Source organism: Burkholderia pseudomultivorans, assembly GCF_001718415.1.
Classification (GTDB): Bacteria; Pseudomonadota; Gammaproteobacteria; order Burkholderiales; family Burkholderiaceae; genus Burkholderia; species Burkholderia pseudomultivorans_A.
This window is the reverse complement of record NZ_CP013377.1, coordinates 426,131-448,295: the sequence shown is the minus strand read 5'-3', so window position 1 is coordinate 448,295 and position 22,165 is coordinate 426,131. Positions and strand designations below refer to the sequence as shown.

The 22,165-nt window shown below is 69.2% G+C and carries 23 protein-coding genes; 15 read left to right on the top strand and 8 right to left on the bottom strand.

Features of this window, described 5'->3' with window-relative positions:
- Positions 1-89 precede the first annotated feature (89 nt).
- The gene (locus tag WS57_RS01945) at positions 90-803 is read left to right on the top strand and encodes a TetR/AcrR family transcriptional regulator (RefSeq protein ID WP_059605150.1); all 714 of its coding nucleotides are present in this window, start codon (positions 90-92) and stop codon (positions 801-803) included.
- Between the two features lie 39 nt (positions 804-842).
- Here the strand turns inward: WS57_RS01945 and WS57_RS01940 are convergent, their stop codons facing one another.
- Positions 843-1,328, bottom strand: coding sequence for a MarR family winged helix-turn-helix transcriptional regulator (locus WS57_RS01940; RefSeq protein WP_009694459.1), 486 nt, complete (start codon positions 1,326-1,328; stop codon positions 843-845).
- A gap of 195 nt (positions 1,329-1,523) precedes the next feature.
- Between WS57_RS01940 and WS57_RS01935 the strand changes: the two genes are divergently transcribed.
- The 5 genes from WS57_RS01935 to WS57_RS01915 all read left to right on the top strand — a co-directional run bounded on the left by WS57_RS01935 (position 1,524) and on the right by WS57_RS01915 (position 7,366).
- Positions 1,524-2,603: an aromatic ring-hydroxylating oxygenase subunit alpha gene (locus WS57_RS01935; protein ID WP_069243672.1), complete on the top strand. Its 1,080-nt coding sequence runs from the start codon at positions 1,524-1,526 to the stop codon at positions 2,601-2,603.
- The gene (locus WS57_RS01930; protein ID WP_059518247.1) at positions 2,600-3,565 is read left to right on the top strand and encodes a PDR/VanB family oxidoreductase; all 966 of its coding nucleotides are present in this window, start codon (positions 2,600-2,602) and stop codon (positions 3,563-3,565) included. Before WS57_RS01935 ends, WS57_RS01930 begins: the two co-directional genes overlap by 4 nt.
- Before the next feature lie 56 nt (positions 3,566-3,621).
- Positions 3,622-4,686, top strand: a complete 1,065-nt coding sequence (locus WS57_RS01925; RefSeq protein ID WP_069243671.1) for a Rieske 2Fe-2S domain-containing protein — start codon at positions 3,622-3,624, stop codon at positions 4,684-4,686.
- Positions 4,687-4,840: 154 nt separating this feature from the next.
- Positions 4,841-6,184, top strand: a complete 1,344-nt coding sequence (locus WS57_RS01920; protein WP_059479528.1) for an MFS transporter — start codon at positions 4,841-4,843, stop codon at positions 6,182-6,184.
- Positions 6,185-6,280: 96 nt separating this feature from the next.
- The gene (locus tag WS57_RS01915; protein WP_059518244.1) at positions 6,281-7,366 is read left to right on the top strand and encodes a porin; all 1,086 of its coding nucleotides are present in this window, start codon (positions 6,281-6,283) and stop codon (positions 7,364-7,366) included.
- Positions 7,367-7,387: 21 nt separating this feature from the next.
- On the opposite strand, the gene WS57_RS01910 is transcribed toward WS57_RS01915, so the two are convergent.
- Positions 7,388-7,834, bottom strand: a complete 447-nt coding sequence (locus WS57_RS01910; protein ID WP_009694450.1) for a hypothetical protein — start codon at positions 7,832-7,834, stop codon at positions 7,388-7,390.
- A gap of 449 nt (positions 7,835-8,283) precedes the next feature.
- On the opposite strand from WS57_RS01910, the gene WS57_RS01905 reads away from it, so the two are divergent.
- The 4 genes from WS57_RS01905 (at position 8,284) to WS57_RS01890 (ending at position 11,819) form a co-directional block, all read left to right on the top strand.
- Positions 8,284-9,075, top strand: a complete 792-nt coding sequence (locus WS57_RS01905; protein WP_059518242.1) for a hypothetical protein — start codon at positions 8,284-8,286, stop codon at positions 9,073-9,075.
- Positions 9,076-9,083: 8 nt separating this feature from the next.
- Positions 9,084-10,130 (top strand): molybdate ABC transporter substrate-binding protein, encoded by a 1,047-nt coding sequence (locus tag WS57_RS01900; RefSeq protein ID WP_009687281.1) that lies wholly within the window; start codon positions 9,084-9,086, stop codon positions 10,128-10,130.
- Between the two features lie 64 nt (positions 10,131-10,194).
- On the top strand, positions 10,195-10,881 hold the full coding sequence (locus tag WS57_RS01895; protein ID WP_059605144.1) for a c-type cytochrome: 687 nt from the start codon (positions 10,195-10,197) through the stop codon (positions 10,879-10,881).
- Positions 10,878-11,819 (top strand): c-type cytochrome, encoded by a 942-nt coding sequence (locus tag WS57_RS01890; protein WP_059518235.1) that lies wholly within the window; start codon positions 10,878-10,880, stop codon positions 11,817-11,819. Before WS57_RS01895 ends, WS57_RS01890 begins: the two co-directional genes overlap by 4 nt.
- A gap of 15 nt (positions 11,820-11,834) precedes the next feature.
- Here WS57_RS01890 and WS57_RS01885 read toward each other — a convergent pair whose 3' ends face one another.
- Entirely contained in the window at positions 11,835-13,751 is a 1,917-nt protein-coding gene (locus WS57_RS01885; RefSeq protein WP_059518233.1) for an SMP-30/gluconolactonase/LRE family protein, read from the bottom strand.
- 60 nt (positions 13,752-13,811) lie between these two features.
- On the opposite strand from WS57_RS01885, the gene WS57_RS36755 reads away from it, so the two are divergent.
- Positions 13,812-14,066, top strand: a complete 255-nt coding sequence (locus WS57_RS36755; protein ID WP_155774249.1) for a hypothetical protein — start codon at positions 13,812-13,814, stop codon at positions 14,064-14,066.
- A 105-nt stretch (positions 14,067-14,171) separates the two neighbouring features.
- Here the strand turns inward: WS57_RS36755 and WS57_RS01880 are convergent, their stop codons facing one another.
- Positions 14,172-14,603, bottom strand: a complete 432-nt coding sequence (locus WS57_RS01880) for a GFA family protein (protein ID WP_069243670.1) — start codon at positions 14,601-14,603, stop codon at positions 14,172-14,174.
- Positions 14,604-14,663: 60 nt separating this feature from the next.
- Positions 14,664-15,857 (bottom strand): porin, encoded by a 1,194-nt coding sequence (locus WS57_RS01875; protein WP_069243669.1) that lies wholly within the window; start codon positions 15,855-15,857, stop codon positions 14,664-14,666.
- Between the two features lie 397 nt (positions 15,858-16,254).
- On the opposite strand from WS57_RS01875, the gene WS57_RS01870 reads away from it, so the two are divergent.
- From WS57_RS01870 to WS57_RS01860, 3 genes are all read left to right on the top strand, one after another.
- Positions 16,255-16,791: a GNAT family N-acetyltransferase gene (locus WS57_RS01870; protein ID WP_060299453.1), complete on the top strand. Its 537-nt coding sequence runs from the start codon at positions 16,255-16,257 to the stop codon at positions 16,789-16,791.
- An 88-nt stretch (positions 16,792-16,879) separates the two neighbouring features.
- On the top strand, positions 16,880-17,614 hold the full coding sequence (locus tag WS57_RS01865) for a metallophosphoesterase family protein (RefSeq protein WP_069243668.1): 735 nt from the start codon (positions 16,880-16,882) through the stop codon (positions 17,612-17,614).
- Between the two features lie 100 nt (positions 17,615-17,714).
- Positions 17,715-18,326, top strand: coding sequence for an alpha/beta fold hydrolase (locus WS57_RS01860; protein WP_059518229.1), 612 nt, complete (start codon positions 17,715-17,717; stop codon positions 18,324-18,326).
- Positions 18,327-18,399: 73 nt separating this feature from the next.
- Here WS57_RS01860 and WS57_RS01855 read toward each other — a convergent pair whose 3' ends face one another.
- Entirely contained in the window at positions 18,400-19,731 is a 1,332-nt protein-coding gene (locus WS57_RS01855) for an ATP-binding protein (RefSeq protein WP_059605133.1), read from the bottom strand.
- Entirely contained in the window at positions 19,728-20,468 is a 741-nt protein-coding gene (locus WS57_RS01850) for a response regulator (RefSeq protein ID WP_059605130.1), read from the bottom strand. Before WS57_RS01850 ends, WS57_RS01855 begins: the two co-directional genes overlap by 4 nt.
- 263 nt (positions 20,469-20,731) lie before the next feature.
- On the opposite strand from WS57_RS01850, the gene WS57_RS01845 reads away from it, so the two are divergent.
- A complete protein-coding gene (locus WS57_RS01845) occupies positions 20,732-21,376 on the top strand; it encodes a thioredoxin family protein (RefSeq protein ID WP_069243667.1) in 645 nt (214 codons plus the stop codon).
- Between the two features lie 23 nt (positions 21,377-21,399).
- Here WS57_RS01845 and WS57_RS01840 read toward each other — a convergent pair whose 3' ends face one another.
- Positions 21,400-22,059 carry an FMN-binding negative transcriptional regulator gene (locus WS57_RS01840; RefSeq protein WP_069243666.1) on the bottom strand — a complete coding sequence of 220 codons (660 nt, stop codon included), beginning with the start codon at positions 22,057-22,059 and terminating at the stop codon, positions 21,400-21,402.
- Positions 22,060-22,165 lie beyond the last annotated feature (106 nt).

Below are 22,165 nucleotides of genomic sequence, written 5' to 3'. Positions count from 1 at the left end.
GTGTCGCGCGCCGCCCGGGCTGGCGTCAATGACTTTTTTGAGTAATACTCAGATCTGTTTCCGAATCGCTGCCGCCTCCTGCCGACACCATGACCGCCACCGCCAAAGCCGACCGCGCCGACGCCTCGCGCGCGCCCGCCGGCCGCAAGTCCCTGCAGCGCGTGCAGGACATCCTGCGCGCCGGGCGCGAAGTCTTCGCCGAAAAAGGCTACGAATCCGCGACGACCGCGGAGATCGCGCAGCGCGTCGGCGTGTCCGAGGCGACCGTGTTCAGTTATTTCCGCGGCAAGCGCGAGCTGTGCGCGCGCGTGATCGCGGACTGGTATGACGAAAACATCACGGCTTTCGAGGACGGGATGCCGCTCGACGCGCCCGTCCGCCAGCAGTTCGCGTTCGTCGTGCGCACGCACCTGCGGCTGATGCTGGTCAGCGGCACCGGGCTGTGCGCGCTGGTGCTGTCGGAGGGCCGCGCAAAGCAGCATGCGCTGAGCGACGAGCTGACCGCGCTGCAGCGGCGCTACACGGCGCCGCTGATGGACGTGCTCGCGCGCGGGCAGGCGGCCGGGCAGGTGCGCACGGACATGCCGCTGAGCCTGCTGCGCTCGATGGTGTTCGGACCGGTCGAGCATGTGCTGTGGGATGCGATCCTCGGCCGCCGCAAGCTCGACACGGAAGCCACGGCCGCGCAGCTGATCGACATGCTGTGGGCGGCCGTGCAGCCGCCCGCGCCGGAACAGGCGGCGCTGGTGCGCTTCAGGAACGAGGTGATGGAAGCCGCGCGGCGGCTGGAAGGCTCGCGCTGACGCGCGAGCCGGCGCGGCGGGCAGCCTGCCCGCAAGCCGTCATTCGTCGCCGACGCGCAGCGGCGCGCGGCTCTGCTCGTTGTTCAGATGGACGAACTTGCGCAGCAGGCGGATCAGGTCCTCCGCATCGTCCTCTCCCATGCCTTCGAACAGCCCGGCGCGCAGTTCCTTGACCGACGGAATCAGCCGCGTGAGCAGCGCTTCGCCCGCCGGCGTCAGCAGCAGGCGGCGCTGCCGGCGCGGCAGCACCTCCCGCACGATCAAGCCTTTCGCCTCGAGCCGCACCGCCAGGTCGGCGGTCGTCGACGTGTCGAGCGCGACGCGCTGCGCGAGCGTCACCTGATCCAGCCCCGGGCATTCGAGCAGCATGCGCAGCACCGCGTACTGCACCGGCGTCACTTCGCGCCCCAGCTTTTCGTGAAACATCGCCACGGCGATCTGGTGCGCGCGACGAATCAGATGGCCTGGCTCGTCGTATAGGTCGAGTCCGAACGTCGGGGTTTCGGCAGCGTGTGTTTTTTCCATGGATGAACAAGTTGCAACGGCGAACGTCGGACGCATGCGTCGCCGGGGTGGCGCGCGTTTACGCCGATTTTCGGGAAAACCAGTATACCGCTCGCCTTGTCCGATGCCCGCTCAATGCGTACACTGAATCTCATTCAGTGTACGGAATGATGAGGCGCCGGCATTTGCCGGCCCCGATCCGGAGGAGATGACGACGTGTTTCTGAAGAATGCGTGGTACGTGGCCTGCACGCCCGACGAAATCGACGGGAAGTTGCTCGGGCGCAAGATCTGCGGCGAATCGATGGTGTTCTACCGCACGGCGGACGGCAGCGTCGCCGCACTCGAGGATTTCTGCCCGCATCGCGGCGCACCGCTGTCGTTGGGCTTCGTGCGCGACGGCACGCTCGTGTGCGGCTATCACGGGCTCGAGATGGGCTGCGACGGCAAGACGACCGGCATGCCGGGCCAGCGCGTGGGCGGCTTTCCGGCGATCCGCAGCTTTCCCGCGATCGAGCGGTACGGGTTCATCTGGGTGTGGCCGGGCGACGCGACCCGCGCGGATCCGGCCAAGCTGCACCACCTGCCGTGGGCGGACGATCCCGCGTGGGCGCACGGCGGCGGCCTCTATCACATCCGCTGCGACTACCGCCTGATGATCGACAACCTGATGGATCTCACGCACGAGACCTACGTGCATGCGAGCAGCATCGGCCAGCGCGAGATCGACGAGGCGGCGCCGCGCACCGTCTGCGAAGGCGACGAGGTCGTCACGAGCCGCTTCATGGAAAACGTGATGCCGCCGCCGTTCTGGCAGATGGCGCTGCGCGGCAACGGGCTCGCCGACGACGTGCCGGTCGATCGCTGGCAGATCTGCCGCTTCTCGCCGCCGAGCCACGTGATGATCGAGGTCGGCGTCGCGCATGCGGGCCACGGCGGCCATGCGGCGTCCGCTGACGTGAAGGCGTCGTCGATCGTCGTCGACTTCATCACGCCCGAAACGGAAACGTCGATCTGGTATTTCTGGGGCATGGCGCGCAACTTCCGGCCCGAGGATGCCGCACTGACCGACACGATCCGCGAAGGCCAGGGCAAGATCTTCGCCGAGGATCTCGAGATGCTCGAGCGCCAGCAGCGCAACCTCGAAGCGTGGCCGGATCGTAATCTGCTGAAGCTCAACATCGACGCCGGCGGCGTGCTGTCGCGCAAGGTGATCGAGCGGCTGCTCGCCGAGGAACGCGCGGCGGCCCCGCAGCGCCCCGTCATTCCGGTTGCCCGTGCGACGGAGGCGTCATGAGCGATGCCTCGCTGACCGTCAAGGTGGCCCGCAAGTGGCAGGAAGCCCGCGACATCTGCGGATTCGAATTCGTCAGCGACGACGGCTCGCCGCTGCCGGGCTTCACGGCGGGCGCCCATATCGACGTCCATCTGCCGGGCGGGCTCGTGCGCCAGTATTCGCTGTGCAACCATCCCGCGCAGGCCGACCGCTATCAGATCGCCGTGCTGCGCGACGCCGAAGGTCGCGGCGGCTCGCGCGCGATCCACGACGCGGTCCGGCCAGGCGATACCGTGCGGATCAGCGCGCCGCGCAACCACTTTCCGCTTGCGACCGGCGCGGCGCACCACCTGCTGCTCGCCGGCGGGATCGGCGTCACGCCGATACTCAGCATGGCGGAACGGCTGTCGTCGTCGGGCGAACCGTTCGCGATGCATTACTGCGCGCGTTCGACCGAGCGCATGGCCTTCGTCGAACGGATCGCCGCGTCCGCGTTTCGCGACCGGGTGCGCCTGCATGTCGACGACGGCGAGTCCGCGCAACGATTCGATCTCGCCGCGGTGCTCGCGGCGGCGCCGGCAGGCACGCATCTCTACGTGTGCGGGCCGCGCGGCTTCATGGACGCGGTGCTGAACGAAGCGCGCGCGCGCAACTGGGCCGAAGAACGGCTGCACTACGAGTTCTTCAGCGGTGTGGTGGAAACGTCCGCTGCCGACCGTCCGTTCCAGGTCCGGATCGCGAGCAGCGGCCGGGTGATCGACGTGCCGGCCGAATGCACGGTCGTCGCTGCGCTCGCGGCCAATGGCGTCGACGTGCTGACTTCGTGCGAGCAGGGCGTATGCGGTACCTGCCTGACGCGCGTGCTCGACGGCGAGCCCGAGCATCGCGATTCGTACCTGACGGACGACGAGAAAGCAGCCGGCGACCAGTTCCTGCCGTGCTGCTCCCGTTCGCGTACCGCGATGCTGGTACTCGATCTGTAGAAGACGGCCCGCGCGGCGCGCCGCGCGCGGCGGCAATACGATACTGGAGACAATCGATGGCACCTCGCACATCGCAAGAAATAAGCGATCCTATCTTTCCCGCCAACCGATGGTGGGTCGCCGCGCTCGCGTCCGAACTGACCGACCGCCCGCTTGCCCGCACGCTGCTCGGCCGCCCGGTCGTGCTGTTCCGGCTACCGTCGGGCGAAGTCGGCGCACTGGAGGATCGCTGCTGCCACAAGTCGCTGCCGCTGTCGTGCGGCTCGCTCGAATCGCGCGGCCTGCGCTGCGGCTATCACGGGCTGCTGTTCGACCGCGCCGGAACCTGCATCGAGATTCCCGGGCAGGAGCGGATCCCGGCCAGCGCATGCGTCTCGTCGTATCCGGTCCAGGAGCGGGACGCGATCGTATGGATCTGGATCGGCGACGCCGCCAACCGCGAGCCGACCTGCGCGCCGCCGTCCTATTCGTTCCACTCGGATCCGCGCTACCGGTTCGGCGGCGGCAACTACCACTACGACGCGCCGTACCAGCTGATTCACGACAACCTGATGGACCTGAGCCATCTCGGCTACGTCCACCTGAAAACCATCGGCGGCAACGCCGCGCTGCACATGGGCGCGGAAACGCGCGTCAGCAGCGAAGGCGACACGGTGAAGCTGGTGCGCCGGATGCCCGATTCGGATCCGCCGCCGACCTACACGGCTGCGTGGCCGTTCGCGGGCCGCGTCGATCGATGGCAGGAAATCGAATTCCACGTGTCGCATATCCGGATCTGGACCGGCGCGATGGACGCCGGCACCGGCGACCTCGGCGATCCGTCGCGCGGCGGCTTCCATATGCGCGGCTTCCACGGCATCACGCCCGAGACGGCCACCACGACGCACTACTTCTGGACGATCGCGACCAATCCGCAAACCGACGTCGAGCGCGTCGCGCAAACGGTCATCGAGCAATCCGCGGCCACCTTCGACGAGGACAAGACCGTGATCGAAGCGCAGTACCGCAATCAGCTGCGGTTTCCCGACCGCCGGCAGATCGACATTCACGTCGATGCGGGCCCGAACCGCGCGCGGCGCGTAATCGAGCGTCTGCTGCTGCAGCCTGCGCACGCCGCCTAGACGCCCGGCACCCGCAAACGATCGGGGAACGCGACCGGAGACCGAACGCGCCCCGCTCGCCCCACGCAATCCGAATCGCAGTCACCCGCTCGACTCCCCCGGCTTCGGCCGGCTCCAATCAATTAGTCATACTATTCTTGCAGGGGTCTTAGACGTGAGCGTCCCTATCCGCAATACGATCGATGCGTCTCCGATGAGCGCATTCCAGACGCTGGCCGTCACGGCCTGCGTCGTGCTGAACATGCTCGACGGTTTCGACGTGCTCGCGATGGCGTTCGTCGCGCCGCGCCTCGCGGCCGAGTGGCAGTTGAGCGGCAAGGAAATCGGCATGCTGCTGAGCGCCGGGCTGGCCGGCATGGGCCTCGGCTCGGTGCTGATCGCGCCGCTGGCCGACCGGGTCGGCCGGCGCCGGATCATCCTGTTCTGCCTGGTCGTCATCTCGACCGGGATGCTCGCCTGCTCGGCCACCCACGGCACGCTGCAGCTGGCGGCCGCCCGCGCGTATACGGGGCTCGGCATCGGCGGCATGCTGGCCAGCCTGACCGTCATCAGCGGCGAATACGCATCGAACAAATGGCGCAGCGCCGCGATCGGCATGCAGTCGGCCGGCTATGCGATCGGCGCGACAGTCGGCGGCGTGATCGCCGGCTACCTGCTGTCCGTGTGGGGATGGCGCAGCGTGTTCGCGTTCGGCGGCGTGCTGACGCTGATGGCGATCCCGATGGTGCTCGCGCTGCTGCCGGAGTCGCTCGACTTCCTGCTGGTCCGCCGTCCGGCGAACGCGCTGCAGAAGATCAACCGGATCCTCGCGCGGATGCAGCGCGCGCCGCTCGACGCCCTGCCCGCGGCCGCGACCGCGGCGGACGCGGCCGGCCCCGATGCAGGTCGCGCGGCCGTGCTGCGCGGGCCGCTCGCGCGCCGGACGATCGCGCTGTGGATCGCGTTCTTCCTGGTGATGGGCAGCTTCTATTTCGTCGTCAGCTGGACGCCGAAGCTGCTGGTGCAGGCCGGGCTGTCGGCGTCGCAGGGCGTGACCGGCGGCGTGCTGCTCAATCTCGGCGGCATTGCCGGCGCATCGCTGTTCAGCCTGCTGTCGGCCCGGTTCGGCCTGCGCAACCTATTGGTCGCCACGCTGCTGACGGGCGGTGCGCTGCTGGTCGTGTTCGGCGCGAACACCGGCTCGCTCGGCGTCGGGATGACGGTCGCGGTGTTCCTCGGCGCGATCATCAATGCGTGCGTGGCGGGGATGTACGCGCTGTCGCCGACGCCCTATCCCGCGCAGATCCGCACGACCGGCATCGGCCTCGCGGTCGGCATCGGACGGCTCGGCGCGATCCTGTCGCCGCTGACGGTCGGCGCGCTGCTCGATGGCGGCTGGTCCGTGTCCCATCTCTATTTCGCGTTCCTGCTGCCGATGATCGGCGCGGCCATCGCCGTCGCAGTCGTCTGCGCGCCGGCCCGCGCCGCGCGGCGGCAGGCCGACCCCGCGCTGTCGTAACACGCCGGCACCCACGGCCGGCTTCCGGGCGTCGCGCGCGGATGCCGTCCGATAAAAATCGATAAGCATCACTACATACCAGGTTTGGAGACAAGGATGAAGAAGAAACTGTGCGCCGTCCTCGCGATGGCACTGGCCGGCCCGGCTGGCGCGCAAAGCAGCGTCACGCTGTACGGGATCGTGGACACCGGCGTGTCCTACTACAACCACGCCGCGCATGGCGGCTCGTTCGTCGGGATGCCGACGCTGACCGGCGAAGTGCCGTCGCGCTGGGGGCTGAAGGGCACCGAGGATCTCGGCGCGGGCTACCAGGCGTTCTTCGTGCTCGAAAACGGCTTCCAGCCCGGCACCGGCGCACTGAACTACGGCGGCCGTCTGTTCGGGCGTCAGGCGAACGTCGGCGTGAGCGGCGGCTTCGGCGCACTGACGCTCGGCCGCCAGATGAACATGACGATGATCGTGCTCGCCAATGCCGACGTGATCGGCCCGTCGATCCACTCGATGGCGGATTTCGACTCGTATCTGCCGAACGCGCGCAGCGACAACGCGATCGGCTACAAAGGCACGTTCCACGGCGTCACGCTCGGCGCGACCTACAGCTTCGGCCGCGATGCGGCCGGGCCCGCCGGGCCGTCGGCGACCGGCTGCGCCGGACAGGTGGCCGGCGATTTCGTCGCGTGCCGCCAATACACCGCGATGATCGCGTACGACACGAGCCAGTTCGGGCTGGCCGCATCCCATGACGTGATGCGCGGCGGCGCCGGCGCGCTGGCGCCGCTGAACGGCTCGGGCTACACCGACACGCGCGACATCGTCGCCGCGTACGTCAAGTGGGGGCCGGCCCGGCTCGGCGCCGGCTGGATCCGGCGCAACCTCGCGGCGGCGCGACACCTGCAGTCCGACATCGTGTTTGCCGGCGGCACCTACTACGCGACGCCGGCGCTCGCCTTCGACGTGCAGGGCGTGCGCTACCTGCAACGCGGCGAACGCGAAAGCGGCACGAACGGCACGCTGGTCGTCGGCCGCGCGAACTACTTCCTGTCGAAGCGCACGACCGTCTATACGTCGGTGGGCTACCTGTTCAACAGCGCGCAGGCGGCGAACCCGGTCGCCGCCGGCGGAACGGTCGGCCTCGGCATGAACCAGCTCGGCGTGATGGCCGGCATACAGCAGAAGTTCTGAGCGACGACGCGCGGCGCGGCGTCAATCGACCTTGCGGCAATGCGTGAGCTTCAGGCCGGGCAGCACGGGCGCATCGACATAGCCTTCGTTCAGGCAACTGAACCGGAACGCCGCCGACGTGACGAACGGCTTGATCTCGCCGCCGGGGAATTTCGCTTTCAGCGCCTCCTGGTCGGCGACGTCGAAATGCGTGTCGAACTGCTCGCCGTCCGCCGTCAGCGCGCCGAAATAGGTACCGCCCGGATCGCTGCCCATGCGGATCACCGCACCGACGAACGCGAGGCGCTGGCCGTCGTATTTCGACCGGGCCGCGGCCATGTCCTGCGTGTAGGCCTCGATCACCGCACCGTAGTGCGTGTCGATCGCGGCCGCGTCGGCGGGCGCGGCGATGGCCGGCCGCCAGGCGGCCGACAGCGCGGCGAACGTTGCGAACGCAGCGATCGCGAACGATGCGGGAAGCTTCTTCATCTGCAAGGTCTCTCAGGTCTCGAGTGGTTGAAACGCGCGTGTCGCGCAGGCACGGCACGCGCGGCGTGGATTCGCCTGTCGTTCTTTTCGGTGATTCGATCGGCGAGGCGCGGCTTCGCTCGCCTTGTCGCCGGCACAGCCCGTATCGGCGCGCGGCCTGCCGTCGCTCCCGGCGCGACAGAAGGATGACATGGCCCGGCCCCCGCTCTCGTTGATTCCGATGCTTCGAATTCGGGCGCTACGGTAGCAGACGGCCTGGCGCCGTGCAATCGCGCCACCGGCCCGCGCTCGCACGCCGATCGTCGGACGAATCATCGCGCGCGCCAATATCAGTCATCCGATATCGCGATTTTGCCGAGCCGTCGTGCGCCTCTAGACTGGCTGCGCACAGTCGCGATGCCGTCCCGCCGGGCGGCACGACGGCTCGCCGCTCATCAGGAGACACGCCCATGACGGACCGGCATGCGCGCCGCGGCGCGCTGAAAACGCTCGGCCTCGCGGCCGGCACCGCACTGCTCGGCGCCGCGCCTCGCGCGCACGCGGCGACGCCCGCCGCTGGCGCACTGCTGCCCGACGGCGCCGCGCGGCTCGCGGACCTCACGCGCCGCGTCGCGGCCGCGCCGAGACGGCGCGACCTCAAGACCGTACCGATGATTCTCGAGCGCGCCGATCAATGGGATCACGCGGCGCTCGCCGAAGTGCTCGGCTATCGCGGCGGACCGAAGCAGGTGTGGGACAACACCGAGCTCGGCGGCCCGTGGCTGAACCTGATGCGCAATGCGCTGAACGCGCAGGTCTGGTCGTACGGTCATCCGGATTTCCTGGTCGTGTCGGCCACGCACGGCAGCGCGCATCTCGCGCTGTTCGACCAGGCCGCGTGGGACAAATACGGCCTCGCGCGCTTCGCCGGCGCGGCATTCCCGACCAACACGCTGCTCGACGCGAAGCCTGCGCAGTCGAAGGACGCGCACGACCACGAACGCGCCGACGGCGCCTTCTCGTCGCACGACAACAGCATCGCGGCGCTGCAGCAGCGCGGCGTCGTGTTCCTGTCGTGCCACAACGCGATCTGGGAACTCGCGGAGCGGCTCGACGGCGCGAACGCGAATCCGGACCGGCTGCCGCTCGACGCGCTGGCCGCCGATCTGACCAACCACGTGATTCCCGGCGCAATCGTCACGCCGGGCGTGGTCGGCACGCTGCCCGAGTTGCAGCAGGCCGGCTTCACGTACGCGAAATGAGGCCCTCGATGACCTCCGCTCATTCGACTCCGAAACCGCGCCGCCCGCGCCTGCGCGCGCTGCTCGCCGCCTGGCTGTGCTGCGCCGGCGGGTTCGCGCTCGCCGCGCCCGTCGATTCCGCCTCGACCGTCTTCCCGCCGTGGCAGAACGGCCGCAACAACGACGCGCTCGATCGCGGCCTCGAATTCACGGTCCCGCAAGTCGACGTGCTCGCCGATTTCCACGGCGACCTCAGCGCGCCGAAGCTCGTGCTGTTCGTCGGCGGCAACTACTTCTTCGCGATGGCGCCGCTCGTCGCGAAGTTCGAGCAGGACCATCCCGAGTATCGCGGCCGCATCTACTGGGAGACGATCCCGCCCGGCCTGCTCGTGAAGCAGATCCATGCGGGCGGCACGATCACCGTCGGCAACATGACGTGGACGGTGAAACCCGATGCATATTTCGCAGGACTGGGCAGGATCGACGCACTGATCGCGGACGGCACGCTCGCCGGCCCGGCCGTGCCGTACGTGACGAACCAGCTGACGATCATGGTGCGCGCCGGCAATCCGAAACACATCGCGTCGCTGAACGATCTCGCGCGGCCCGACGTGAAGCTCGCCATGCCGAATCCGGCATTCGAAGGCGTCGCGCGACAGATCCGCGCATCGCTCGTGAAGGCCGGCGGCGACGCGCTCGCGCACACCGTCTACGAGGACAAGGTCCGCGCCGGCACGACCGAACTCACGCATATCCACCATCGCGAGACCGCGCTGTTCCTGATGCAGGGACGCGCGGATGCCGGCGTGCTGTGGCAGTCCGAAGCCGCGTTCCAGGAACAGGTCGGGCATCCGCTGATGCACGTCGACATTCCTTCCGCGCATAATACGACGGCGATCTATGCGGGCGCGATGGTGAAGGACGCGCCGCATCCGGAAGCCGCGCGGGCGTGGCTCGCGTTTATCCGGTCGCCGGATGCATTCCGGATTTTCCGGCGCTACGGTTTCGGCCGATACGAGGGCACGACGCCCGAGTCGAGCGCCGCGCCCGCGCGCGAGCAGCCCGGCGCGGGCTGACGACGCCGGCCGCACGGGGCGCGCAGTACGTGCGAGACACAAGACAGACAACAAAGGAGGAGACGTGAACGATCCGGTCGAAACACCGCGACGCCGGTTCGCGCCGCTGCTGCTCGCGACGGCGGCGCTGCTGGCCGGCGCCGCGCACGCGGACGACGCGACGCTCGGCAGGACGCTGGCGACACAGGGCACGACGACGGGCGTGGCCGCTTGCGTCGGCTGCCACGGCGCGCACGGCGAAGGCAATGCGGCCGCCGGTTTTCCGCGTCTCGCGGGCACCAGCGCCGCGTATCTGTCCGCGCAACTGTCGGCGTTTGCCGACGGCACGCGCCAGAACCCCGTGATGCAGCCGCTCGCGAAACGACTGTCGGCGCGCGAGCGCGATGCGGTCTCCACGTACTTCGCGAGCCTGCCCGCCGCACCGGCCGTCGCGACATCCGACGACACGTCGATCGACCCGGCCAGCACCGGCGCGTGGCTCGCGACGCGCGGCCGCTGGTCGGAGGGCCTCCCGGCCTGCGCGCAATGTCATGGCCCGGGCGGCATCGGCGTGGGCGCCGCGTTTCCGCCGCTCGCAGGCCAGCCGGCCGCGTATCTCGCCGCCCAGCTGAACGCGTGGAAGCACGGCACGCGCGCACCCGGACCGATGGCGCTGATGCCGATGATCGCCGGCAAGCTGTCCGACGCCGACATCGACGCGCTCGCCGCGTACTACGCTCGCGGCGGCGCCGCGCAGGGAGACCAGCCATGACCGATTGCACGACACCGATCCGCCGCGCGCTGCTGGGCGCCGCGTGGCTGCCCGCGCTCGCCTTCGCCGCGGCGCCGCAGGATGCACCGGCCGCCGCTTCGTCGCCCGCACCCGCCGTCGCCGCGACGGCCGCCGCCACGGCCACGGCGCAATCGTTCACGCCGCCGGCCGAATCGGCGATTCCCGCCGACGCGTTCGGCAAGACCGTGAAGCTCGGCGAGCAGATCTTCCTGCACACGCCCGAGTTTGCCGGCAAGTACGTCGGCAACAAGCTGACCTGCGCGAGCTGCCATCTCGACGCGGGCCGCCGTCCCGATTCGAGCCCGATGTGGGCCGCGTACCCGCTGTATCCGGCCTACCGCAGCAAGAACGGTCACGTGAACACGTTCGCCGAGCGCCTGCAGGGCTGCTTTCGCTACAGCATGAACGGCAAGGCGCCGCCGGCCGGCGACCCGATCCTCGTGGCGCTCGAAACGTATTCGTACTGGCTCGCGAAAGGCGCGCCGGTCGGCGCGAAGCTGCCCGGCCAGGGCTTCCCGAAACTGCCGCCGCCGACGCAGAAGGCCGACTACGCGCGCGGCGCCGCCGTCTACACGCAGCACTGCGCGCTGTGTCACGGCGCGGACGGACAGGGCCAGTCGAGCGGCGGCAAGCCCGTGTTTCCGCCGCTGTGGGGCGCGCGCTCGTTCAACTGGGGCGCCGGGATGGGCGACATCCGCAACGCCGCCGGCTTCATCAAGGCCAACATGCCGCTCGGGCTCGGCGGCACGCTGACCGATCAGCAGGCGTGGGACGTCGCGACCTTCATGGACAGCCACGAACGTCCGCAGGACCCGCGCTTCACCGGATCGGTGGAAGACACGCGCGCGAAGTTCCACGATTCGCCCGACTCGATGTACGGGCGCAGCGTGAACGGCCGCGTGCTCGGCGCGCCCTGAGCGCGATCCGCGCGCTCACGGATGCCAGCGATACACGACGAGGCTCGTGCCGTTGTAGTTGTCCTTCGTGATCACGTATTCGCCGGTCGAGCGCAGGTACGCGCGGATGCCGTACATCGAGTCGACGTCGTTGCCGACGTCCATCGCCGGCGTGTTCGAGTTGGTCAGCGTGGTGACGAGGTTGCCCGTGTTCAGGTCGAACACGTCGACGTTCGGCACGGTGTGCACGTAGCCGACGAACAGGTAGTGCCCGGCCGCCGCGATCGATTTCGGATTCGCGCTCGTCAGGTTGATCACCGGGTTCGGCGCACTCGTATTGCCGCCCTTCCAGCCGCGATAGACCTCGATATGGCCGTTCATCGCGGTCCAGTCCCAGCTTCCGGAGATGCCCTGCGCGAGGATCATCGTGTCGCTGTCGGACTGGTAGATGATCCGCGTGAGCGGCAGCACCGTGCGCGGGATCGGGATCTGCGTCGGCGCGCCCCACGACGGCTTGCCGTTCGCGTCGAAGCCCGTCATCGGGTAGTGCGAGATGTTGTTGGTGCGGTCGAGCCCTGCCCACACGTCGCCGTTGCCGTCGATCGCGAAGCCGGCCGTCACCTGCAGGTTCGTGTTGAACGGCTTGCCCGGAATCGAGCCGTCGGGAATCGCGATGTAGCCGCTCGCCGGATTGAAGTGGTAGAAGTTGAAGTTGCCGGGGTTCTGTCCCGACGCGACGAGAATCCGGTTGCCGCCGACCGTCACGAGCTGGCCGAAGTGCTGGCCGCGCTGGTAGTCGTTCATGTCGAGGCGCGGGTCCTTCGGATAGGTGAACGGATCGACCGTATTCGCGACGAACGTGCCGCCCGCCGAACCCGTGTAGACGTTGTTGCCGCTGTAGAAGAACGCGCCGTCGGTCGCCGGATCGGGCGCGGCGGCCGCCTCGAAGTTCAGCGCCTGCAGTTTCCATTGCAGCGTGCCGGTCGGGCTGTACGCATGGATGTCGGTGCTGCCGTTGCGGCCCAGATCCCAGCCGCCGCCCCACGCGTTGTTGAGCACGTACAGGTTGCCGGCCGAATCCTTGCCGATGCCGACGACGCGCGTGAAGCGCTTGTCGCCGACCTGCCCCTTGATGCCCGAGGTCGTGTCGAGATAGCCGCCCTGCACGCCGAAGGTGCCGACCTGCAGCGGCAGGCCGAGCAGCCCGTAGACCTTGATGTTCATGTCCGGGCCTTCATCGCCCACCAGCAGCTGCCCCGCCGCCGCATCGAAATACAGCGACGCCGGCCGCGCGCCGGCCGCCATCTGGATCGTGTTCATCTGGGTGCCGGTCGAGCTGTACTGCACGACCACGCCCGCGCTCATGCGCGCGACCCACAGGTTGCCGGCGGCATCGAGCGCCAGCGCGCCCGGCCCCTGCACGCCGATGTCGCGCTGCCACACGCCGTCGGTCGTATAGACGCGCACGCGGTTGCCGTAGAAGTCGCTCGCATACAGCAGGTTGCCGCCCGTCGCGAGGCCGGTGATCACGTCGGCGTACTGGATGCCCGTCCACGTGCTGACCGGGATGCGCAGGTCGCGCGTGTTCGTGCCGCGGTTGTAGCGGCCCACCGAGCCGCTGCCGAAGGTGCGGTTGTAGCCGAGCGCGACGAAGATCGAGGTCGCGTTGCCGGTGATCGCGCCGCCCTGGAATTCGTCGTGGATGCCGATCGTGCCGAGCGTCTGTCCGTTCTGGTAGATCGCGACGCCGCCCGCGTTCTCGTCCCAGCGCGACGACGTATAGATCACGCCTTCGGGCGCGACCCACATCGAGCGCGCGCCGTTGCCGACGTGTGCGGCCAGCGTGCCGAACGTGTTCGCGAGCCAGTCGGTCGTGTATTGCGCATGACTCGCCGCCGCCAGCATCGCCATGCACATTCCCAGTAATGCTGCGCGAATTTGTTTCATTGCCATGAACGATGCTCCCCAGACGGACGTTTTTCGACACTGTAAATCGCGACGTATGAAACATTGGTGATTCCGGTGAATGGCATTTCACCGTTCATACCTATTATTCACGTCATTATTTCGCTGCGCGACACAGCTTCGTCGATCACGAGCCAGTCCGGTGCCTGCGCCGCGACAGCCTGCCAGGCCTGCGATTCTCGGCGCATTTTCCCCGGCATTTTCTTCCGGATCGCTCAATGCAAATGCGTCATTTTTTCTGATGGCCGCATGCTGCTTTTGATTTTCCGGAAAATCCGGTCAATGATTACAAATCGAAATTGAAATGAAAGAGAAAAAATATTATCCGGCGCGCGTCTTTTGAAGACGCGGCAAAAAAAGGCAGCGGAAGTCGGGCGCGCGCCGCCATGGCGCGGCGGCGGCGCAGGTTCAATTCGGGGTGTCGAGCGTCGGGCCGTCCCAGCCGTCGAGGAATTTCGGCAGCGCGTCGACGACGTCGATCACGCGCTGCCGGTAGAACAGGTGCATCGTCGGCTGCAACGCGTCGGGCAGTCGGCCGCCGTGCGCACGCGCGGTCACGCTGTTCGGCACCACGCGCATGCCGAGCCGGTTGGTGCCGAACACGATCTCGCCGCACGCCGCGCACCACGTGCGCGACATCGACTTCGACGGATGCCGGAAGGTCGCGTCGCCGCCGGCGACCAACACCTGCTCCGGCTGCCACGCGGTCGCGGACAGCATCGCCGTGCCGTAGAAATCGCGGCATGTCGCGCAATGACAGTTCGCGCGCGCGGCCGGCTCGCCGCGCAACGTGACGGTGACGGCGCCGCACAGGCAGCGCACGGATTGCGTTTCGGTCATGTCCCCTCCATTCGACGAGGCGACAGTATAGAGGCGCGCGCGCGGCGCGCCCGCGACGCGTCAGAACCGCTGACGCAACCCGAGGCTGACGATCGCCTGCGAGCGCGAGTCGGACGAGTGGCCGTTCGCCTTGTCGGACACCGACGCGGTCGCGGCGACCGGCCGGCCGAGCGCGTCGAGCGTCGTGCCGGACGCGTGCTGGTACGCGCCGAGCAGGTACACGCTGGTCCGCTTCGACAGGTCGTAGACCGCGCCGAGCGTCACGTTGTGATACTGCGCCCGGTTGTCGATGCCGTCGACGTCGCTGCCGCGCGTGTAGCTGTAGCCGGCGAACAGCTGCGTGTTCGGCTGCACGTTCCAGCGCGTGTACACGCCCGCGATGTTGAAGGTCGCGTGCCCCGAGAACAGCGACTGGTCGCCGGCGCGATACTGCACGTTGCTGTAGTTCACGCCGACCACGGCCGGCCCGAAGTCGTACGTCGCGCCCGTCGCGATGATCTGCTGCGACTGCGCGCTCGCATAGCCTTCGTTGATCGACGAGTTGAACAGCCCGTCGTCGGTGCTCTGCCACTTGCCGGCAGTCGAGTCGGTCGCGCCGGTCTTGCTGTTGTCCGAACGCTCGTAGCCGACGCCGATGCGCAGCGGGCCCGCCGCATAGGCCGCGCCGACGCTCCACGTATTGCGCTGCTTCATGCTGCCCGGCTGGCCGCCGAACCCGTACAGCGCGCCGAACGTGAAGCCCGCGTAGTTCGCGCTCGTGTACTTGATCGAGCTGTCGACGCGCGCGGTCTGGTCGAGATCGTCGATGTCGCCCGGATGCGCGCCGAAGCCGCCGATGTACGACGACGGGCCGACCGGGCTCACGAAGTCGTCGAGCGACGTGTACTGGCGGCCGAGCGTGATCGAGCCGTAGCGGTCGCTGCCGATGCCGACGAACGCCTGGCGGCCGAACTGGCGGCCGCCCTGGCCGGAGGTGCCGTTGGTGATGTCGAAGCCGTTCTCGAGCACGAACAGCGCGCGCAGGCCGCCGCCGAGATCCTCGGCGCCCTTGATGCCCCAGCGGCTGCCGGACAGGTTGCCGGTCGTCAGCCCGACGTTCGAATGTCCGGTGTAGGCGCCGGCCGAGCCCGTCCGCTCGTTGCTGCGATAGGTGATGCCCGCATCGACGATGCCGTACAGCGTGACGGAGCTTTGCGCGGATGCGATGCCCGCGAGCGTGAGCAGCAGCGGTGCTGCGATCAGTTGCTTGTTCATGATTGTCGTGTCTCCAGGCGCGAGGCCCGTTGTTCTGGCTGCGAGTGCGTGCGGGCGGCGAGATCCGCCGGCGTTGCGAGACCGGCGGCGTCCGCACGTGGGGCGCGCGCATGCGACGCGCGCGCGACGTCGCGACGGGCATGCCCGCCGCGGCCGCCATGTTAGATGGAACCGGTTCTATTCGATAGCGGAATAGTGAAAACAATTTATTGCAGAGATTGAGATAGTCGGAACGCGACGCGACGGCGCCTGTACAGCACGGAGCGGCGCACCGGATAATCGAACCCGCGTCGTCCGCCCTCGGGAGCCCCGTCATGCCTCCAACGACCCTGCCGATCTTCGCCGCCGTCGCGTGCGCCGCCGCGCCACGCGCATCGCTCGCCGGCAGGCGCGCGCGATGAGAATCGACGCGCCGCCGTGCGCCGGCTTCCCGGGGCTGTCGCTTCGACAGCTCGAGCGCACCGATCTCGACGCGTGGTACGCCTATCTGTCGAATCCCGACGTCGTCCGTCACACGAGCTGGAACCTGCGCTCGCGCGACGATCTGCGGCCGCTGTTCGACGGCATCGAATCGCCCGAGCCGGACTCGATCCGCCGTCTCGCGATCGTTGACGACGCAACGGCCGCGCTCGTCGGCACGATCGGGCTGCACACGGTCTCCACCGCGAACCGCTCGGCCGAAATCGCGTACGATCTCGCGCCGTCGCACTGGGGACGCGGCATCGCGAGCGCGCTATGCGCGAGCGTGACGGGCTGGGCATTCGCCGAATGCGGCCTGTTCCGCGTGCAGGCCGTCGTGCTGACCACCAACCTCGGCTCCGCACGCGTGCTGCAGAAGTGCGGCTACCGGCGCGAAGGCCTGTTGCGCGCGTACCGGATGGTGCGCGGCACGCCCGGCGATTTCGCGATGTACGCGCGCCTTGCGACCGACTGACGCGCGCCGTGCGATGCCGCCGCCGCGCGCCATGGACGGCCCGCGCCGATTTGGCGACAATCTGCGTTCCCCGCACCGACGCCCAGCCATGAAAATCGCCGCGCTCTCCGACATCCACGGCAACCTCGCCGCACTCGACGCCGTGCTCGACGACATCCGCCGCCGCGGCGCCGACGTGATCGTCAATCTCGGCGACATCGTGTCCGGCGCGCTGCATCCGGCCGAAACGGCCGATCGCCTGATCGCGCTCGACCTGCCGACCATCAAGGGCAATCACGAACGGCAACTGCTCACCGGCGATCGCGACGCGATGCGGCTGTCGGACCGCTGGGCGCACGACACGCTGCGCGACGCGCACTTCGCATGGATTGCCGCGCTGCCCGAACGCCTGACGCTCGACGACGACGTGCTGATGGTTCACGGCACGCCGGACAGCGACCTCGTCTATTTCCTCGAAACGGTGACGCCCGACGGCTGCCGCGCGGCGACGCCCGACGAGATCGCGCAGCGCGCGGGCGACGAGCCGGCATCACTGATCCTGTGCGGCCACACGCACGTGCCGCGCGCGGCGGCGCTCGACGACGGCCGGCTGATCGTCAACCCGGGCAGCGTCGGCTTGCAGGCCTACGCCGACGACCAGCCGCGCCCGCACCGGATCGAAACGGGCACGCCGCACGCGCGCTACGCGATGGTGTCGCGTACGGCATCGGGCTGGCATGCCGAATTCCATGCCGTCGAATACGACTGGCACACGGCCGCCGCCACCGCGGCCGCGCGCGGTCGCGACGACTGGACCGTCGCGCTGCGCACCGGCCGGTGCTGACGCGAACGCGTCCGCGTCCGCGCCTGCGCCTGCGCCTGCGCCTGCGCCTGCGCCTGCGCCTGCGCCTGCACCCATTCATTCACCGGGAAACCGAACCGTCATGACCGTTCCGTCGCAACTGCTTTTCCTGCCCGGCGCATCGGGCAGCACCGCGTTCTGGCAGCCGCTCGCCAGCCGGCTCACGCATCCCGCCGCGCGACGCATCGTCGGCTATCCGGGCTTCGGCGACACGCCGCACGATCCGGCCGTCGACGATTTCGACAGCCTCGTGCGCTACGTGCTGGCGACGATCGACCGGCCGACCGCGGTGATCGCGCAGTCGATGGGCGGCGTGATCGCGATGCGCGCGGCGCTCGAGCGCCCCGAACTGGTCACGCAGCTCGTGCTGACGGTCACGTCGGGCGGCCTCGACATGCGCGGGCTCGGTGCGCAGGACTGGCGCGCGGGCTTTACCGAGGCGAACCCGCAGCTTCCCGACTGGTTCCTGACCTTTCACGCCGATCTGTCGCAGGAGATCGGCCGCATCGCGCAGCCGACGCTGCTGCTGTGGGGCGACGACGATCCGCTCAGCCCGGTCGCGGCCGGCCGGCGCCTGCTCGAACGGCTGCCCGACGCGCGGCTGCACGTCGTGCCGGGCGGCCGTCACGATCTCGCGGCCGTGCATGCGGACGCGCTCGCGCCGCTGGTCGACGCGCATCTGCCGCGCGCCTGACATCGCGCCCGCCGCCGGCCCGAGCTGACGCGGCGTGCGCGCCCGTGCGCGCTTCGTCCGGCCTCAATCGCCCTCAACCGGTCTCGCCGGCATCGCGCAACGTCAGCCGCGCTTCGAGGCCGCCGCCGTCGGTGCGGTTGCGCAGCGTCAGCGTGCCGCCCATCGCCAGCGCGAGCTGCCGCGCGATCGCGAGGCCGAGCCCCGTGCCGCCCGTGTCGCGATTGCGCGACGTCTCCACGCGCCGGAACGGCTCGAACACCGCGTCCAGCTGGTCCTCCGGGATGCCGGGCCCGCGGTCGCGCACGACGATCGCCGCGCCGCCGGCCGGCCCGGCCTGCACGTCGAGCTCGGCCGCGCCCGCGAACTTCAGCGCGTTGTCGACGAGATTGCCGACGATCCGGCGCAGCGCATTGGGCCGCGTGACGAGCGCGAGCGGCGCGCGGCTGTGCAGCGTGACATCCTGCCCCGCATCCGCGTAATCGCACACGATGCTGTCGAGCAGCGCGTCGAGGTCGATGCGGCGCGCGGCCTCGTCCGTGCCGTGCAGCGTCCGCGCATACGCGACGCCCTCGCGCACCAGATGCTCCATCTCGATCAGGTCCTGCCGCAGCTTCGCGCCCTGCGCATCGTCGTCCATCACGTCGACGCGCAACCGCATCCGCGTGATCGGCGTCTGCAGGTCGTGCGAGATCGACGCGAGGATCTGCATGCGCTCCGCCATGTACTGCGCGATGCGATCCTGCATCGCGTTGAACGCGCGCGCCGCGCGCGCGACTTCGGATGGCCCGTCCTCGTTCAGCCGCTCGCCCTTCAGGTCGGGGCCGAGCGCGTCGGCGGCCTGCGCGAGCTGCTTCAGCGGCCGCGTCACGAGCCGCACCGCGAGCCAGCAGCACGCGGCCAGCACCGCGAGCTGCAGCGCGAGCACGACCGGCAGCCAGCCCGACAGCGGCACCGTCGACATCGGATGGATGTCGATCGTCAGCGGCGAGCCGTCGCTCAGCCGCAGATGCACCTGCAGATGCTCGCGGTCGCCGTGGATCGCGTTCGCGGTCAGCGGGTAGGCGCCGCCGATGCCGTCCGAGATCGACCGTTCGACGCGCGCCGACAGCCGCGCTTCCGGCGGCGTGCCGGTCTCGCCGGGCCCGAGGATGAACGTGTAGCTGCGCCGCGCGAGACGCGGCAGCCATGCGGCCCGCTCGGCGGGCGGCAGATGGTCGAGCAGCGCGACCGAGCTCGCGACCTCGCGCTCGATATAGCCCATCATCAGGTTGGTGGTCGCCTGGTCGCGCTCGGTCACCGTGAGCCAGAACGACAGCGTCTGCGCGAGCGCGAGGCCGACGCAGAGAATCAGCGCCAGCCGCGCGAACAGCGAGCGCGGCCAGCGCCACCTCGTGCGCGCGCTCATTGCGCGCCTTCGATCACGGTCACGGCCGACGAAAACACGTAGCCTTCGTTGCGCAGCGTCTTGATGTAGCGCGGCTCGCGCGCGCCGTCGCGCAAGCGCTGGCGCAGCCGGCTCACCAGCAGGTCGATCGAGCGGTCGAACGGATCGGACTGCCGGCCCTGCGTGAGGTTGAGCAGCTGATCGCGCGTCAGCACGCGTTGCGGATGGTCGAGAAACACGCGCAGCAACCGGTATTCGGCGCCGCTCAGCGCGACCAGCGTGCCGTCCGTGTCGAGCAGGTGGCGCCCCGTCGTGTCGAGCCGCCATTCGCCGAAGCCGAGCATGCCGGCCGTCTCCGTCACCTGCATGCCGGGCGGCAGCATGCGCGCGCGGCGCAGCACCGAGCGGATCCGCGCAAGCAACTCGCGCACCGCGAACGGCTTCGCAAGGTAGTCGTCGGCGCCCATCTCGAGGCCGACGATGCGGTCGGTTTCCTCGCCGCGCGCGGTCAGCATCAGCACCGGCACCGTACGGAACTTGCCGGCGCGCAGGTCGCGGCACAGCGCGAGGCCGTCCTCGCCCGGCAGCATCAGGTCCAGCACGATCAGGTCGGGCGCGCCGTCGTCGAGCACGCCGCGCATCTCGCGGCCGTTCGCGGCCAGCGACACGCGCATGCCGTTCTTTTCCAGATAGTCGGCGATCAGTTCGCGAATGGCGCGATCGTCGTCGACGATCAGCACGTGGTCGATCTTGTCCATGGGCACAGGTCGGAAGCGTGGCGCACGCCCCGCCGGCACAGGGTGCGGGGCGCCGCCGCGCGGTTTCGGGCAGCCGATGTCCGCTTTATACCGCACTGCGGGCGCGCGTTTGTATCCCACTGTATCGCACGTGCACGGCGATACATGCGGTTGCACACGCGTGCGTGGCCGGACACATCGCAGATACGTCGGCGCGGCCCAATCGGGTTGTCGAAACCTGTCAGGCCGCCATACGCGGGCGGCCTCCCGATCCGGAGAACGCCATGCTGCCCAGACTCAAGACCGCCGTCCTCGGCATCGCCCTCGCCGCCGCGGCCGGGCTCACCGCCTTCGCGGGCACCCGCGCCGACGCCGACATGCCGACCGCGGCGGCCGGCGCGGCGGCGCCCGACTTCACCGGCATCGAGCGCTGGCACAACAGCGCGCCGCTGACGCTCGACCAGTTGCGCGGCAAGGTCGTGCTCGTCGATTTCTGGACGTACTCGTGCATCAACTGCATTCATACGATTCCATACGTGAAGGACTGGGACCGCAAGTATCGCGACCAGGGGCTCGTCGTGGTCGGCGTGCATACGCCCGAGTATCCGTTCGAGCGCGATGCCGGCAACGTCGCCGATGCGATCCGGCGCTTCGGCATCCGCTATCCGGTCGCGCAGGACAACCGCTACGCCACCTGGCGCGCGTACGACAACCAGTACTGGCCCGCGCTGTACCTGATCGATGCGAGCGGCAAGGTCGTCTATACGCGCTATGGCGAACGCGGGTACGACAAGACTGAAGCCGCGATTCGCGGCGCGCTCGCTCAGGCCGCGCAGGCCGCTCAGGTCGCTCAGGTCGCTCAGGTCGCTCAGTCCGCTCAGGTCGCGCAGGCGGCGCCGGCTGCGCGGCCTGCGACAGGCACGCGCTGACGCGCAAGCGACGCGCCGCGCCGTCAGGCCCCGCCCTGCGCCTCCCGTTCGCGCTTCGCGTCGGCCTCGGCCAGCATCGCGTCGCCGATCGCCGCCTGGCCGTTCGCGATCAGCGCATCGGCCGCACCGCGAATGTCCGCGGCCGCCTTGTTCTGCCCGAGCTTGCGCTTGCCCACCAGCCGCGTGATCTCGATCTGCAGCCCGACGATCGACTGCAGCATCGTGTCGAGATAGTCCTGCGGCGCATCGCCCATCTTCCATGGCACCGGCTGCGACGCCTCGTGCGTGCGCGTCAGCCGCGCGACCACGCCGCGCACGAACTTCTCGTCGTCGCGCACGGTGATGCGCCCGTGCGCATGCACGACCACGTAGTTCCACGTCGGCACCTGCCGGTGCGTCGCGTGCTTGCTCGGATACCAGTTCGGCGAGATGTACGCGTCGCCCGCGCGGAAGATCGCCAGCACCTCGTCGCCGTTCGCGACCGCCCGCCAGACCGGATTCGCGCGCGCGACGTGCGCGTGCAGCTCGCCGAGCCCGCCGTCGACCGGCACCAGCTCGAACGGCAGGTGGTTCGCATCGAGCCCGTCCGCGCCGTGCGTGATCAGGCTGGCGAACGGATGCTGCACGATCAGTTCGCGCAGCGCGTCGGGGCGGGATTCGTCGAAATCGGCGGGGACATACATGGCGGCTCCACGGTCGGACAGGATTCGGGAAAGCGCGGGCCGGCGCGAGCGTCGTCATCGAAGCGAGCCAAGCCGGCACACATCATGGGCCGATTGTGAACGCTAA

What these genes read in the sequence shown, in the direction of transcription:
- WS57_RS01945 (WP_059605150.1), top strand. Translation starts at nt 90, where the DNA reads ATGACCGCCACCGCCAAAGCCGACCGCGCCGACGCCTCGCGCGCGCCC.
- WS57_RS01850 (WP_059605130.1), bottom strand. Translation starts at nt 20,468, where the DNA reads ATGGACAAGATCGACCACGTGCTGATCGTCGACGACGATCGCGCCATT.
- WS57_RS01885 (WP_059518233.1), bottom strand. Translation starts at nt 13,751, where the DNA reads ATGGCAATGAAACAAATTCGCGCAGCATTACTGGGAATGTGCATGGCG.
- WS57_RS01875 (WP_069243669.1), bottom strand. Translation starts at nt 15,857, where the DNA reads ATGAACAAGCAACTGATCGCAGCACCGCTGCTGCTCACGCTCGCGGGC.
- WS57_RS01905 (WP_059518242.1), top strand. Translation starts at nt 8,284, where the DNA reads ATGACGGACCGGCATGCGCGCCGCGGCGCGCTGAAAACGCTCGGCCTC.
- WS57_RS01860 (WP_059518229.1), top strand. Translation starts at nt 17,715, where the DNA reads ATGACCGTTCCGTCGCAACTGCTTTTCCTGCCCGGCGCATCGGGCAGC.
- WS57_RS01900 (WP_009687281.1), top strand. Translation starts at nt 9,084, where the DNA reads ATGACCTCCGCTCATTCGACTCCGAAACCGCGCCGCCCGCGCCTGCGC.
- WS57_RS01925 (WP_069243671.1), top strand. Translation starts at nt 3,622, where the DNA reads ATGGCACCTCGCACATCGCAAGAAATAAGCGATCCTATCTTTCCCGCC.
- WS57_RS01840 (WP_069243666.1), bottom strand. Translation starts at nt 22,059, where the DNA reads ATGTATGTCCCCGCCGATTTCGACGAATCCCGCCCCGACGCGCTGCGC.
- WS57_RS01890 (WP_059518235.1), top strand. Translation starts at nt 10,878, where the DNA reads ATGACCGATTGCACGACACCGATCCGCCGCGCGCTGCTGGGCGCCGCG.
- WS57_RS01855 (WP_059605133.1), bottom strand. Translation starts at nt 19,731, where the DNA reads ATGAGCGCGCGCACGAGGTGGCGCTGGCCGCGCTCGCTGTTCGCGCGG.
- WS57_RS01865 (WP_069243668.1), top strand. Translation starts at nt 16,880, where the DNA reads ATGAAAATCGCCGCGCTCTCCGACATCCACGGCAACCTCGCCGCACTC.
- WS57_RS01915 (WP_059518244.1), top strand. Translation starts at nt 6,281, where the DNA reads ATGAAGAAGAAACTGTGCGCCGTCCTCGCGATGGCACTGGCCGGCCCG.
- WS57_RS01910 (WP_009694450.1), bottom strand. Translation starts at nt 7,834, where the DNA reads ATGAAGAAGCTTCCCGCATCGTTCGCGATCGCTGCGTTCGCAACGTTC.
- WS57_RS01940 (WP_009694459.1), bottom strand. Translation starts at nt 1,328, where the DNA reads ATGGAAAAAACACACGCTGCCGAAACCCCGACGTTCGGACTCGACCTA.
- WS57_RS01845 (WP_069243667.1), top strand. Translation starts at nt 20,732, where the DNA reads ATGCTGCCCAGACTCAAGACCGCCGTCCTCGGCATCGCCCTCGCCGCC.
- WS57_RS01870 (WP_060299453.1), top strand. Translation starts at nt 16,255, where the DNA reads ATGAGAATCGACGCGCCGCCGTGCGCCGGCTTCCCGGGGCTGTCGCTT.
- WS57_RS01880 (WP_069243670.1), bottom strand. Translation starts at nt 14,603, where the DNA reads ATGACCGAAACGCAATCCGTGCGCTGCCTGTGCGGCGCCGTCACCGTC.
- WS57_RS01930 (WP_059518247.1), top strand. Translation starts at nt 2,600, where the DNA reads ATGAGCGATGCCTCGCTGACCGTCAAGGTGGCCCGCAAGTGGCAGGAA.